The 13,434-nt window shown below is 73.6% G+C and carries 14 protein-coding genes; 5 read left to right on the top strand and 9 right to left on the bottom strand.

Annotation, left to right across the window (positions count from 1 at the left end):
• Positions 1-50 precede the first annotated feature (50 nt).
• The 4 genes from RM425_RS06055 to RM425_RS06040 form a co-directional block, all read right to left on the bottom strand.
• Positions 51-365 carry a hypothetical protein gene (locus tag RM425_RS06055; RefSeq protein WP_311344284.1) on the bottom strand — a complete coding sequence of 105 codons (315 nt, stop codon included), beginning with the start codon at positions 363-365 and terminating at the stop codon, positions 51-53.
• 167 nt (positions 366-532) lie between these two features.
• On the bottom strand, positions 533-1,012 hold the full coding sequence (locus tag RM425_RS06050; protein WP_311344283.1) for a hypothetical protein: 480 nt from the start codon (positions 1,010-1,012) through the stop codon (positions 533-535).
• A 176-nt stretch (positions 1,013-1,188) separates the two neighbouring features.
• Entirely contained in the window at positions 1,189-1,869 is a 681-nt protein-coding gene (locus RM425_RS06045) for a GPR1/FUN34/YaaH family transporter (protein WP_311344282.1), read from the bottom strand.
• Positions 1,866-2,345, bottom strand: coding sequence for a hypothetical protein (locus tag RM425_RS06040; RefSeq protein ID WP_311344281.1), 480 nt, complete (start codon positions 2,343-2,345; stop codon positions 1,866-1,868). The genes RM425_RS06045 and RM425_RS06040 overlap by 4 nt, the downstream gene beginning before the upstream one ends.
• A gap of 33 nt (positions 2,346-2,378) precedes the next feature.
• Between RM425_RS06040 and RM425_RS06035 the strand changes: the two genes are divergently transcribed.
• From RM425_RS06035 to RM425_RS06015, 5 genes are all read left to right on the top strand, one after another.
• On the top strand, positions 2,379-2,615 hold the full coding sequence (locus RM425_RS06035) for a hypothetical protein (RefSeq protein ID WP_311344280.1): 237 nt from the start codon (positions 2,379-2,381) through the stop codon (positions 2,613-2,615).
• 362 nt (positions 2,616-2,977) lie between these two features.
• A complete protein-coding gene (locus RM425_RS06030; protein ID WP_311344279.1) occupies positions 2,978-3,616 on the top strand; it encodes a TetR/AcrR family transcriptional regulator in 639 nt (212 codons plus the stop codon).
• 55 nt (positions 3,617-3,671) lie between these two features.
• Positions 3,672-4,673 (top strand): hypothetical protein, encoded by a 1,002-nt coding sequence (locus tag RM425_RS06025; protein WP_311344278.1) that lies wholly within the window; start codon positions 3,672-3,674, stop codon positions 4,671-4,673.
• Positions 4,667-5,746 carry a phosphotransferase family protein gene (locus RM425_RS06020; RefSeq protein WP_311344277.1) on the top strand — a complete coding sequence of 360 codons (1,080 nt, stop codon included), beginning with the start codon at positions 4,667-4,669 and terminating at the stop codon, positions 5,744-5,746. The genes RM425_RS06025 and RM425_RS06020 overlap by 7 nt, the downstream gene beginning before the upstream one ends.
• Before the next feature lie 57 nt (positions 5,747-5,803).
• Complete coding sequence (locus RM425_RS06015; RefSeq protein WP_311344276.1) at positions 5,804-7,210, top strand: aldehyde dehydrogenase family protein; 1,407 nt, start codon at positions 5,804-5,806, stop codon at positions 7,208-7,210.
• Positions 7,211-7,291: 81 nt separating this feature from the next.
• Here the strand turns inward: RM425_RS06015 and RM425_RS06010 are convergent, their stop codons facing one another.
• From RM425_RS06010 to RM425_RS05990, 5 genes are all read right to left on the bottom strand, one after another.
• Positions 7,292-8,662 (bottom strand): MFS transporter, encoded by a 1,371-nt coding sequence (locus tag RM425_RS06010; protein ID WP_311344275.1) that lies wholly within the window; start codon positions 8,660-8,662, stop codon positions 7,292-7,294.
• 122 nt (positions 8,663-8,784) lie between these two features.
• Positions 8,785-10,110, bottom strand: a complete 1,326-nt coding sequence (locus RM425_RS06005; protein ID WP_311344274.1) for an alpha-amylase family glycosyl hydrolase — start codon at positions 10,108-10,110, stop codon at positions 8,785-8,787.
• Positions 10,107-11,186 carry an NADH:flavin oxidoreductase gene (locus tag RM425_RS06000; RefSeq protein WP_311344273.1) on the bottom strand — a complete coding sequence of 360 codons (1,080 nt, stop codon included), beginning with the start codon at positions 11,184-11,186 and terminating at the stop codon, positions 10,107-10,109. Before RM425_RS06000 ends, RM425_RS06005 begins: the two co-directional genes overlap by 4 nt.
• A 170-nt stretch (positions 11,187-11,356) precedes the next feature.
• On the bottom strand, positions 11,357-12,847 hold the full coding sequence (locus RM425_RS05995) for a DHA2 family efflux MFS transporter permease subunit (protein WP_311344272.1): 1,491 nt from the start codon (positions 12,845-12,847) through the stop codon (positions 11,357-11,359).
• The gene (locus tag RM425_RS05990) at positions 12,844-13,314 is read right to left on the bottom strand and encodes a MarR family winged helix-turn-helix transcriptional regulator (protein ID WP_311344271.1); all 471 of its coding nucleotides are present in this window, start codon (positions 13,312-13,314) and stop codon (positions 12,844-12,846) included. The genes RM425_RS05995 and RM425_RS05990 overlap by 4 nt, the downstream gene beginning before the upstream one ends.
• Positions 13,315-13,434: the final 120 nt, after the last annotated feature.

The following is a 13,434-nucleotide window of genomic DNA, read 5'->3' as shown; positions in this document are numbered from 1 at the left end:
CGGCGTCCGTCCGCGGACCCGTCCGGGCCGTCGGCCCTCGTCGAGGACGCTCACCGCACGGCGTCGGGCCGCGGGTCGGGCCGCGGCCGCAGGGCAGGTGCACCGCCCCTCTCCCCCGCTACCGCCAGCCGGTCGTCGAGCAGGTCGTCGATGCGCCGGACGCGTGCCTCCAGGGCCACGACGAGCGCCGACTCCATGTCGATCAGCTCCGCCCGGCGACGCCGCACCTCGGCGAGTTCGGCCAGTGCCCCACGCATGATCTGGCCGTGCGCGCACAGCTCGTCGTCGATGGTGAGCAGCAGCCGACGCGCGTCGGGAGGAAGCCGCCGACGGACGGTGGACGGCGGGGCCTCGGTCTCCGGCATGGCGCTCTCCTCATGTCTGCGGGCGATCCGTCGCATCCACCGAGCGGTCGCTGCGACGCCGTGCTCCACGGTTGCCCCGGGCGGCCCCGGTGGCTTCGCCCCTGCCGCGACTGACACGCGACCGCAAGTTCGGTGCCACGCGACTGCAACGACGCGGGAGCCGCGGGTCAACCGGGAGGGTCGGTGGCGCCGAACGCCGGGTCCTCCTGGTCTTCGGCGGCGACCACCGCAGCGACGGTGAGGTCGCCGGCCTCCGCGAAGACGAGCGTCACCGGGATGGACTCCGGCGAGCGCAACGACGTCCGGACGTCCCGGAGGAGGACGGTCGGGAAGCCCTCCGCGCCGATGTGGACGGTGTCGTCCGCGGGGATCCGGATCACTCCCGGGACCCCGTCGACGGTCAGCAGCGCATCGGCGAAGTCCGGGCCCCGGACGTCGAGCAGGTCGTCGTCGGTGTCCCCCGTGTTGGCGACCACGAGGGAGAGCGCGGCGTCCTCTCCGACGTCGTAGACGCCGTCGTGCGGGTACGCCAGCTGCGCCTGGAGGACACCCAGGTCCCGGCTGACGGCCGCGCCGGTGTCCAGCGCGCCGCGGTCGTCGACGTCGGGGGCCTCGCCACCGCAGCCGGTGACGAGGAGCGCGATCACGCCGGCCACGGAAGCCGGCCGAGCACTCCTGGTCGACATCGCCGCCCACCTCCGGTCGTGCGCGTCCAGCCCGGAGTTCTCCCGCTGCCCGGGGCCGGCGGGAGGAAAACGACGTCCCGGGCCTCCGTCACGGAACCGACATGGCGCTCGTCGGCACCCAGCCGGACCGGCCGGGATCACAGCTGCGGCCGCACCCCCGCCTCCCGCGCCAGGTCGGCGGCATCCAGGGCACCGTCTCCGGCCATGGCGATGCGGCCGGGCCCGCGGCGGCCGAGCGGGAGGACGGTCTTCTCCCTGGCCCCCTCGAGCTCCAGCGCCAGGGCGGTGTAGACCGCGAATACGGCCAGGGCCACCCCGACCCAGCCGGCCGCCGTCTTCCAGGGCGCGGAGGCGGTGACCTCGTAGACGCCGGTGACGACGAACCGGGTGCCGGTCAGCGCCATGACCACGGCCGGGGCGATCTTGCTGCTCACGGCCGCGGCGGCCGGGACGAGCATCGCCGTCCCCGCGACGCACAGCAGCACGCCCAGACCCTGACTGGTGGCGCCCGGCGGACTGGTCAGCGTCGTGAGGCCCGCGACGGCCCACGTGCCGGCGAGGATCCCCATGCCGGTCGCCGCCACCGGATCACGGGTGAGGAAACCGAAGACTGCGGCGAGCAGCTGGAGGGGGGCGGCCGCGAACAACGCGGTGTACGCCACCACCCGACCCTGGTCAGGGTCGATCCAGCCCAGCTGCAGGGCGCTGAACATGGTGGTGGCCAGCGACAGGGCGAGAAAGCCCAGCGGCAGTGGCGTGGCCAGCGGCCGCAGCACGACCCTCGTGCCGGTCGAGGAGTCCCGGCCCTCGCCGCTCAACTGACGAGCACCTGGATCGCGGACTCCTCGAGCTTGCCGTTGGCCCAGCGCACCTGGCGCAGCGTCTCCGGGTGGCAGCGCTCCGCCGACTCGAGGAGCTGCCTCTTCCGCGCGCCCCGGGCGCCCTGGGCGACCAGCTCCCAGTCCCGCGAGGTGCCCGAGGCCTCCCGGTGGATGTGCCGGAGGTCGGCCAGCAGCAGCCCCGGCTCGGGCCGTCGCCCCATCAGGTCCGAGGCCTTCTGCCGGGTCTTCTCCAGGATCGTCGGGTCGCCCCCGGGCTCGGGGTCCAGGTCGAGCCCGACGTCCTTGGCGATGTCCGACAGCGCACGGACGTGGTCCTGCGACCACCGGGCGATGTCGCGGGCGACGTGGAACACCTCGTGGTCGGCCTTGTGCCGGTCCGACATCGCCAGGAGCGCACCGGCGAGGTGGTTCTCCGAGCGGTGCAGTTCCTCGATCGCCAGACCCGGCTTCATCGGGCACCTCGGGACACGGTCGGCATCTCCTCGGTGGACAGGGCGTCGTCGCCCCCGGTCGTGGGCGGCACCCCGTCGCTGAGCGGCCGGGAACCGGTCGTGGTGGGCGCCGCGGAGGGACCGTCCGACTTCTTCGACCGCTTCACCACTGCCGCCGCCGTCGTGAAGACCGGCTGCTTGCTCGCCGGGTCCCAGTCCGTGATCGTCAGCTCGTCGGCCGCCCGGCCGCGCCTGCCGGCGGGCTCGTGGCCGTCGGGTTCGTCCCAGTAGCCGTAGCGTCGCCGACTGCACCCAGCGGTCGACGTCGTCCTCGGTCAGCCCGTCGCCCAGGTAGCTGTCCACCCGCACCGGCCAGGGCTCACCCGATCCGTACGGCGTGCGGCAGCCCCATGGTTCGGCGATGCGGTCGGTCCGTGACATCCGACCTCCTCGTGACGGTGACCCCGCAGCGGCGCCGGGCCGGTTCCGCCCTACCCGCACGCGTACCGGCAACCACTCACCTGCATGACATTTCTGGGACGTGCGCGCCTCTCCCGGGGCCGGCGGAGGACGCCCGCCACCGGTGGCGGCCCCCGCGCGCTGCCCCGTGGGACCGGCGGCCGGGACGGGACTCCGGCCGTAGCCTGACCCCCGTGTGCGCGGCCCCCGCTCCCCCTGGAAGCGCCCACTGGTGGCACGAGCACGGGGAACGGCTGCGCCGCCGCCGGCCGCACACCGACGGCCTGACGCTCGAGCTCGTGCTGGCCGAGGCGCTCGCCCTGGTCGATGCCGAGGGCATGGACGCGCTCACCGTGCGGGCGCTGGCCACCCGGCTCGGCACCGGCAGCTCCACCCTCTACCGCCACGTCGCCAGCCGGGACGAGCTCCTCGTGCTCCTGGTGGACGCCGTCCTCGGGGAGGTGCGGCTGCCGGATCCCGGGCTCCCCGGCCGGGCGCGGGTCGAGCAGCTGTCCGGCGAGCTGCGGCGGGTGCTGCGGAGCCACCCGCACGTCGTCCCGGCGCTCAGCGGGTCGCCGATCCTGGGCCCCAACGCGATGCGGGCGTCGGCCTGCGGCCTGGACAACCTGCTCGCCGCCGGACATCCGCCCGACCGTGCGCGCACCGCCTACCTCGCGCTGCTGGACTACGTCCTCGGCTCGGTCGCGTTCGACGCCGCCACCGAGCCGCCGGGCGATCGGGGCGAGGGACGGCCGGCGCACGAACGACCCGGCAGCGACGACGTCTTCGCCTTCGGGCTGCGCACGTTCCTGGACGGCCTCGAGAGGGGCTGACGCATGCGAGCGTTGCTCGCTAGTGTTCCGGGTCACACCCCGAGGAGGCACCACCGTGGCCCGTCCCACCCCTGCCGACGAGCAACTCGTCCACCAGCTGCCGGAGCTGCTCCCCGCGGTGGCGACGCCGCACCCGCACTGGCGCGAGAGCCACTTCTTCGACGTCCACGACCCCTCGGGCAGCGGGGACGCCGTCTTCTTCACGATGGCCGTGCGCCCTGCCCAGGACAAGATGGACAGCCTGCAGATGGGCCGGGTCGGCGGCGAGCAGATCCTGCACGGGAGCGCCCGGCCGCTGGGGGACGACCCGCAGACCCCCGAGGTCCCCGGTGCCCGCGTCGAGATCGTGGAGCCGTGGCAGGAGGTCCGGCTCTGGGCCGACCCCGACCTCAGCCCCATAGGCGTCGACCTGGTGTTCACCGCCCGCACGCAGCCCTACGGCCTGCGCCGCGGAACGATGCGCGCGACCGACGGCATCGTCTGGGACCAGAGCCACATCCTCCAGTCCGGCACGTGGTCGGGCACCTACACCGTCGGCGGCACCGAGCACCCGGTCGACGGGTGGGTCGGCCAGCGCGACCACTCGTGGGGCATCCGCGACCACGGCCGATGTCCGCTGTGGATCTGGTTCCAGATCCAGCTGGAGGACGGGATGCTCGGCGTCTGGCACTGGGAGCTGGCCAACGGCGCGCACATCTACACCGACGGCTGCTGGGCCGCCGCCGACGGCAGCGACCCGGTGCCGCTCGTCGGCTTCACCTACGACGTCGACTGGCGCGACCGCGACGGCGCCGTCGTGGCCTACGGCAAGAACGGCGAGCAGGTCGCCGGCCTGGCGGGCAGCTGCCGCTTCGTCCTCGCCGACGGGCGGACGATCGACGTCGAGGCCGAGGGCGACTTCGTCCGGCCCTACGAGCCCTTCCACCGCGGCGGCCTGAACGTCGTCCGCGTGCGCACCGGCGACGGCCGCACCGGATCCGCGGTGTACGAGGTGACCGGCGCCCGCCACCACCGCTTCTTCCCCGACACCGACGTGGACGGCGTCCTGCCGTGCTGACCATCGCCGACACGCCCGACGCCCTCACCCCCGAGTGGCTGACCGCGGCGCTGACGGCGTCCGGCACCCTCTCCGGGGCACGCGTCGTCGCCGCTGACGTCCGTCCCCTCGGCACCGGCCAGATGTGCGACAGCGTGCGGATCCACCTGCGCTACGACGCGCCGTACGCCGGACCGGCGTCACTGGTGGCCAAGCTGCCCGCCGCGGACGAGGGCAGCCGGGCCACGGCGATCGCGTTCCGGTCGTACGAGAAGGAGGTCCGCTTCTACCAGGAGCTGGCCGACCGGCTGCCGGTCCGCACGCCGCGCCTGCACTACGCCGACCTCGACGTCGCGACGGCGTCCTTCGTGCTGCTGCTGGAGGACCTCGCGCCCGCCGAGCCCGGCGACCAGTTGCAGGGCTGCGGCACCGACGTCGCCGCGGCCGCCGTGGCCGAACTGGTCAACCTGCACGCGCCGCTGTGGGGCGACCCGGCGCTGCGGCAGCTCGACTGGCTGCACGGCGATCCCGAGGGCCGGGGGGCCTTGCTCCGCGAGGTGCTGCCGATGCTCTGGGCCGGCTTCCAGGAGCGGTACGCCGCCTCCCTCGAGCCGCACGTGAAGCAGGCCGGCGACCTGTATTTCGGTGCCATGGCCTTCGGCCGGCTCGGCAGCCGGCACCAGGACGACCGGCCCGTCACGGTGACCCACGTCGACTACCGCCTGGACAACCTGCTCATCGATCCGGACGGCGTCGTCACCGTCGTCGACTGGCAGACCTGCGGGACCGGGAACGGGCCCAGCGACGTCGCCTACTTCCTCGGCGCGGGTCTCGCGCCCGAGGTCCGGCGGGAGGCCGAGGTCCGGCTCGTCCGCGGCTACCACGACGGCCTGGTCGCGGCCGGCGTGACCGGCTACGACTGGGCGGACTGCTGGCTGGACTACCGCCGGGGGACCTGGTCGGGGCTGTCGATGGCGGTCCTCGCCTCGATGAGCGTGAAGCGCACCGACCGCGGCGATGCGATGTTCCTCGCCATGGCCGAGCGGCACGCCCGGCACGCCCTCGACCTCGACGCCGCCGACCTCCTGACCTGACTCCCCCGCTCGCTGACTCCCCGGATCCCGACCCGACCCGACCCCGAGGAACCCGACGTGACCCAGCACCAGATGACGATCAACGGGGAGTCCCGCGACTCCGCGACCCGCTTCGACGTGATCAACCCGGCGACGGGCGCACCGTTCGCCACCGCACCGGAAGCGACGCCGGAGATCCTGGACGACGCCATGGCCGGCGCCGAGCGGGCGTTCCGCTCCTGGAAGGTGGACGACGACGCCCGGCGGGAGGCGCTGCGCCGGGCCGCCGCCGCCATCAACGAGGCCACGTCGCAGATCGCCGCGCTGCTGACCCAGGAGCAGGGCAAGCCGCTGGGCGAGGCGGTGTTCGAGGTGGCCGGCGTCGGCATGTGGCTGCAGTACTACGCCGACCTCGAGGTACAGCGGGAGATCCTGCAGGACGACGACGCCGCCTTCGTGGAGGTGGTGCGCCGGCCGATCGGCGTGGTCGCCGCGATCGCCCCCTGGAACTTCCCGCTGCTGCTGTCGTCCTGGAAGATCGCCCCCGCCCTGCGCGCGGGCAACACCGTCGTGCTCAAGCCGTCCCCGTACACGCCGCTGTCGTCGCTGGCGATGGTGGAGGTGCTGAGCCGCGTGCTGCCGCCGGGCGTGCTCAACATCGTCACCGGTGGCGACGCCCTGGGTGCCGCGATGACCGCGCACCCCACGCCGCGCAAGGTGAGCTTCACCGGGTCGGTCAGCGCCGGCAAGAAGGTCGCGGTCGCCTCCGCAGCGGACCTCAAGCGGGTGACCCTGGAGCTCGGCGGCAACGACCCCGCCATCGTGCTGGACGACGCCGACCCCGCCGTCGTCGGCAAGCAGCTCTTCGCCGCGGCGTTCGCCAACAACGGCCAGACCTGCATCGCGGTGAAGCGCGTCTACGTCCCGGAGCAGCTGCACGACGCGGTCGTCGACGCCCTGGTGGCGGAGGCGAGCAGCGTCGTCGTCGGCGACGGCATGGCCGAGGGCACGCAGCTGGGCCCGCTGAACAACCGCCCCCAGTTCGACCGGGTCTCCGACCTGGTCGCCGGCGCCCTGTCGTCCGGGGCCCGGGCCGCGGCCGGGGGCGCGGCCCTCGACCGGCCGGGCTACTTCTTCGCGCCGACCATCCTCACCGACGCCGGCGAGGGCACCGCGATCGTCGCCGAGGAGCAGTTCGGGCCGGCGCTGCCGGTCATCGCCTACCGCGACCTCGACGACGCGATCGAGCGGGCCAACGCCACCACCTACGCCCTCGGGGCGTCGGTGTGGGCGACCGACACCGAGCGCGGCGAGGACGTCGCCCGGCAGCTGGAGGCCGGGTCCGCGTGGGTGAACACGCACGCGGCCCTCGCGCCGAACCTGCCCTTCGGCGGGCTCAAGTGGAGCGGCGTCGGCGTGGAGAACGGCACGTGGGGCTACAAGAGCTTCACCGACCTGCAGGTCGTGCACCGCCGCAAGAAGTAGGCCCGCCCGCGGCACCGCCGAGCTCGACGTCTCCTGGAGCTCAGGAAGGTGGATCTTCCCGCGCTCGGTGTGTCGCAGGCGTCAGCGGGCGCCGTGGCCGTCGCGGATGAGCAGGGCGAACGGCACGGCGATGAAGGCGCACAGCGCGGTCAGCAGGTAGACGACGCCGAAGGGCCCCGCCGTCGTGGCGTCCCCCGCGAGCGCGGTGAACAGCCCGATGCCGACCACCGCGCCGATCTGGTTCGAGGTCTGCTGGAGCGACGTCGCCAGCCCGAAGTCCTGCTCGTCCACCGCGTGGCCCATGGCCGACACCAGGCCCGGTTGCGCGTGCCCGAAGGCCCAGCCGGACAGCGGCAGGGCGATCGCGATGGCGACCACCGAGGTGGTGAGCGCCCCGACGGTCATCGACGCCATCACCACGCCGAGCCCCGCGGCGGCGACCACCACCAGGCGGCGCTCCCCGAAGCGCTGCCCCCAGCGCGAGGCGGTCGGCGCCGCGCCCACGATGAAGAGGGCGCGCGGGACGCTCAGCAGCGAGGTCAGCCCCGCCGACAGCCCCATCACCGACTGCATGAGCAGCGGGGTGAGCACGAAGTTGCCCATCCAGCCGGCCCCCAGGAAGAAGCTCGCTGCGGTGACCACCCGGGTGTTCCGCGTCGACAGGACCCGGATCGGCAGCAGCGGGTGCGGCGCCCGGCGCTCGATGCGCACCAGGGCCCAGACGGCGAACGGGACGACGACGAGGCAGGCGATCGGCACCGGTGCCGGGCCCCAGACCCCCAGCCGGTTGATGCCGAAGGTCAGCGCGAGCGTGGCCAGCGCCAGGGCGAGCGCCCCGGGCAGGTCCAGCGGGATCCGCTCCCGCTCCGTCGGGTCGGCCGGCAGCACGGGCACCGCCGCGGCCAGCGCCGCCACGCAGACGGCGGCCTGGACGAAGAAGATCACCCGCCACCCGACGAGGTCGACGAGCGGCCCGCCGATCACCACGCCCACCACGGCGGCGCCGGCCAGCACCGCCGAGGCCAGCGACGACACGCGAACCCGCTGCCCGGGTGGGTGCGCGCGGAAGAGCATGGCGAACGAGCTCGGGATGGTGGCGGCGGAGCCGAGCTGGGAGATGGTGCGCGCGGTGATCAGGCTGCCGGCGTTCCACGCCAGCGCCGTACCGACGGCGAACAGCGCGGCGACGACCATGCCGATGAGGAACAGCCGCCGGTGTCCCCGCAGGTCGCCCAGCCGGCCGAGCACCGGGGTGCTGACCGCGGCGGCCAGGAGCGGCGCCGTCGTGACCCACAGGACCGTCGAGGGGGTCGAGTCCAGGTCGACCGCGATCGGCTGGACCGCGATGGTGAGGATGGTCGCCGGGAACGTGGTGGCGAACATGCCGGCCAGGCAGGCCACCAGGATCCACCGCCGCCGCTCGGGGCGCGGGACGTCGGGCTGCTCGCTCACCCGGCGTCCACCAGGGTCCGGTCGGTCATGGCGCCGTCCTCATGCCCTGGTGCACACGTCGGAGACTCGCACGACCGCCCGGCCGCCCTTCCGGCGGGCTCCGGGTCGCACGACCCGGCCGGTCAGGCCGTCAGCACCGCCCAGCCGCGCGCGGGCAGCGTCACGCGGCCGCCGGCCAGCCGGCCGTTCCCGCACTCGACGGTGGAGGCGTCCGCGGCCGGGAGCTCGACGCGCTCCGGGGCGAGGTTGAGCGCGACCACGACCGCCGTCCCCGCGGTCCCGGAGCGGAGGACGACGTGCTCGTTGGCGAGGTCCACGACGTCGACGTGGACCCGCGTGAGCCAGGGATGGCGGCGGCGCAGGGCGACGAGCGCGCGGTGGGCATCCAGCGTCCCGCGGGCCGTCGCATCCAGCTCCGCGGGAGCCGGGGGTCGGGGCGGGAACTCGGGACGGACGGCGTCGTCACCGCCGGCCCGCTGCTCCTTGACGCCGGTCCAGCCGTACTCGTCGCCAGCGTAGACGCTGGGCACCCCGGCGACGGTGAACAGCACCGCCAGCGCGTGCGGCACCAGCTCGGCGCCCACCGCGGAGGCGATGCGCGTGACGTCGTGGTTGCCGACGAACGTGGACGGCAGGAACGTGCCCAGCAGGCCGTTGTGCCGCTCCAGCGCGTGCGCCAGCTCGAAGAAGTTCCGCTCGGCGATGCCGTGCCAGATCGCCTGCCAGAGCTCGTACTGCGTGAGGGAGTCCATTCCGGAGGCGCGGACGATCGCGGCGGCGTCGCCGTGGATCACCTCGCCGGTGAACCATGCCCCGGGGTGGGTGCGGCGCACCTCCGGCAGCACCCGTGCCCAGAACTCCGGGGGCACCGCGTAGGCGGCGTCCAGGCGCCAGCCGTCGACGCCGCGGTCGAGCCAGTACCGCATCGCCCGCACCACCAGGTCGGCCACCTCGGGCGCGGAGTGGTCCAGGGCGACCAGCTGGTCGTGCCCCTCGAAGACGTCGGCCCGGACCGGGTCGCCGGGCTGCCAGCCGCTCCAGTCGATGCGGAACAGCCCCGCCGTCGGCGCGGCCGGGCCCTCGGCCTCCACCGCGGCGAAGGCGGGGTGCGCGCGGCCGACGTGGTTGAAGACGCCGTCCAGGCAGACCCGGATGCCGCGCTCGTGGCACGCCGCGATCAGCCGGTCGAGGTCATCGGCGTCCCCGAGCCGCGGATCCACGCGGAAGTGGTCGACCGTGTCGTACCCGTGGGTCTGCGAGGCGAAGACCGGCCCCAGCGCGAGCCCGTTGAGCCCGAGCTCGACGACGTGGTCCAGCCAGGCCGCCACCCGGTCGAGCCGGTGCGCCGTGCCCTCTCCACCGGACGCGGGCCGCACCGGGGCGCCGGCGAAACCGAGGGGGTAGACGTGCCACCAGATGACGGTGTCGGACCACTCCGCCGCGGTCACGAGGCGTCTGCGACGAAGTTCCGCCAGTTGCGCATGTACTCGACGAACACCGGGGACAGACCCTCGCCGGCCAGGTGCTCCGGGCTCACCGGGGTCTTCACCGGCACGAAGGCGCCGTCGCGGCGCACCTGGTCGGGGAAGTCGTGGTGCAGGATCGCCGCCCGGCCCACCATCACGAAGTCCGCGCCGCGCTCGAGCGTCTCGGCGGCCCCCTGGCCGCTGCGCACCTTGCCGGCCACGCCCAGGCGCGTCGTACCGCGGTCCAGGTCGGTGAACCAGTCCATCAGCGGGCGGTGCTGGAACTCCTCCTCCTGCGGCAGCTTGGCCACGTCCCACAGCGACATGTCCAGGTAGTCGACGTCGCCCCGGCCCATGAGCTCCGCGGCGACGTCCCGGATCTCCCCGAGCCGCAGGCCGAAGCGCTCGGGCGAGAGCCGGACGCCGACCTGGAAGTCGGGCCGGCACCGCTGCCGCACGGCGGTGAGGATCTCGGACAGCAGGCGGGCGCGGTTCTCCAGCGAGCCCCCGTAGCCGTCGGTGCGCCGGTTGATCTCCGGGGAGAGGAACTGGGCGATCACGTATCCGTGCGCCCCGTGCACCTCGATGCCGTCGAATCCCGCCTCCTGCGCCCGCAGCGCGGCGACGGCGAAGTGCTCGACCAGCTCACCGACCTCGTCGGCGGTCATCGCCCGCGCGCCGGTCTCCTCGTCGTCCGACGGTCCGACCGGCTGACCCACCAGGTCACGGGGCGACCGGATGCCGGCGTGGTGCAGCTGCAGGGAGGACAGCGAGCCGGCGTCGGTGAGGGCGGCGGCCAGCCGGGTCAGGCCCGGCAGGTGGTCGTCGGAGAAGACGCCGAGCTGCCCGGGGAAGCCCTGTCCGCCGGCCTGCACGTGCGCGGCGCAGCTCATGGTCAGCCCGTGCCCGCCGCGGGCCCGCATCGCCAGCCAGTGCAGCTCCTCGTCGGAGAGCCGCCCGTCGGGGTGGCTCTGCGTGTTGGTGAGGGGCGCGAGCCACACCCTGTTGGGTGCGGCCGGGCCGTGGGCCAGCGTCAGGGGCGTGAAGAGGTCGGACACCCGGCCGAGGGTACGGAGGGGCGGCACCCGCGCACGTTCCGACCACCGGGGACCGGCACCCCCGACGCAGCGACGGCCCTCCCGGTGCACCGGGAGGGCCGTCGTGCCGTCGCGCGGACGGGTGGACGGGTGGATGGGTCGGTGGGTGGGTCGGTGGGTGGGTGGTGAGGTCAGTGCACGAGCACCGGCGCCGCGGCGGGACCGTCCTGGTCGTCGAGGAGGTGGGACTCCTCCTTCTTGCGCGGCAGGAAGGACACCGGGACGAGCGCCAGGAGGATGAGGCCGAAGGCCACGGTGAACGTCGTCCCGAACCCGTCGGCCATGAACTCCAGCGGCTCCACCGGACCCGACGGCGTCGACGTGAGCTGGTTGGTCAGCACGACCGACAGCACGGCGGTCCCGATGGAGCCACCGATCTGCTGGACGATGTTGACCAGCGTCGAGCCGCGGGCCACCTCGGAGTTGGTCAGCGACTTCAGCGCCGAGGTCATGATCGGCATCATCGTGCCGCCCATGCCCAGGCCCATCACGAACAGCGCGCTGCACAGCACCAGGTAGGACGTGTCGGCGCCGACCTGCGTGAAGACGAAGAAGCCGCCGGCCATCACGAGCAGGGCGACGGGCACCGTGCGGCCGATCGGCACCCGGTCGGCCAGCACGCCGGCGATGGGCATGGTCACCATGGCACCCAGGCCCTGCGGGGCGATCAGCAGACCGGCCATCAGGGTGGTCTCACCGCGCACCTGCAGGAAGTACGACGGGAACAGCAGGCCCGCGCCCATGAAGGCGATGACGAACACGAACATCGACACCGTGGCGATCGTCAGGCGCCGGTTCCTGAACAGGCGCAGGTCGATCAGCGGCTTCTCGGCCCGGAGCGCGTGGGCGACGAAAGCGACGACCAGCAGGACGCCGATGGTCGCCGACACCCACACCCGGGGGCCGAAGGACGCGCCCTCGCCCCCCTCGGCGATCGAGGAGACGCCGAAGAGGAACAGGGCGAGCCCCGGCGAGAGCAGCAGCATGCCCATGAAGTCGAACGGCTCGGTCGCGCTGGGCTCGTCCTTGGGCAGCACCCGCAGCGCGTAGACGAGCGCGGCGATGCCGATCGGCAGGTTGATCAGGAAGATCCAGTGCCACGACGCGACGTCGATGAGCCAGCCGCCGAGGATCGGTCCCGAGATGGGGCCGAGCAGCATCGGGATGCCCAGGACGGCCATGAGCCGGCCGATGCGGTCGGGGCCGGCCGCGCGGGTCAGGATCGTCATGCCGAGAGGCATCAGCATGCCGCCGCCGAGGCCCTGCAGGACGCGGAAGGCGACCAGCATCTCGATCGAGGTGGCCATCGCGCACAGCACGGAGCCGGCGGTGAAGAGGAACAGCGCCGCCAGGTAGAGGCGCTTGGTGCCGAAGCGGTCGGCGGCCCAGCCGGTGAGCGGGATGACGGTGGCCAGCGCCAGCGTGTACGCCGTCATCGTCCAGGCGACGGTCGCGTAGGTGGCGTCGAAGACCTCTTGGAACGTGGGCAGCGCGACGCTGACCACGGTGATGTCGAGGATGGACATGATGGCGCCGAGGACGACGACGCCGGCGATCCTGAGCACCGGGCCGTCGATCTTCTCGGGGTACACCGGCGGCAGCGGCGGAGCGGACTCGGTCACAGGCACTTCTCCTGGTCTGGTGCCGGGCGGAGGGCGCCGCCCGCGAGGATGTCGGTGAGCGCCCCGTGCAGCCGGTCGCGCTGCTCCGGGGACAGGGCGTGCGTGAACGCCTTGAGCGATTCCTGCTTGGCCGCGATGTGCTGCGCCGCCAGCTCCTCCCCCAGCGGGGTGAGCGACACGAGCTTGACCCGCCGGTCGCTCCGGCTCTCGCGGCGCTCGACCATCGACAGGCCCACGAGCTGGTCCACGTTGCGGCCGGCGGCGGCCATCGACAGGCCGAGGGCATCGGCGATGGAGTTGATGGGCATCGGCTCCGCCGTCCTGGTCAGCAGGAACAGCGTGCGCGCCTGCGAGAACGACAGGTCGCTCTCGGCCAGCGCATCCAGACCGTCGGACTCTCCGGCGCTCATCAGACGCTGCACGAACTCCACGAGCACGTCGTAGAGGTCGTCGGGCTGGGCAGGCACCCGGAAACGCTAACGCTCGTGCAACCTTTGCCCAAGCGAAATGGTTGTGAACGCGCGATGACTTCCGCCACAACGCTCGACCCACGAGGGGCCGGGCGTTCACCCGCCACGGCCTCGTGC

Source organism: Blastococcus goldschmidtiae, assembly GCF_031845325.1.
GTDB lineage: Bacteria > Actinomycetota > Actinomycetes > Mycobacteriales > Geodermatophilaceae > Blastococcus > Blastococcus goldschmidtiae.
This window is presented reverse-complemented; position numbering and strand designations above follow the sequence as displayed.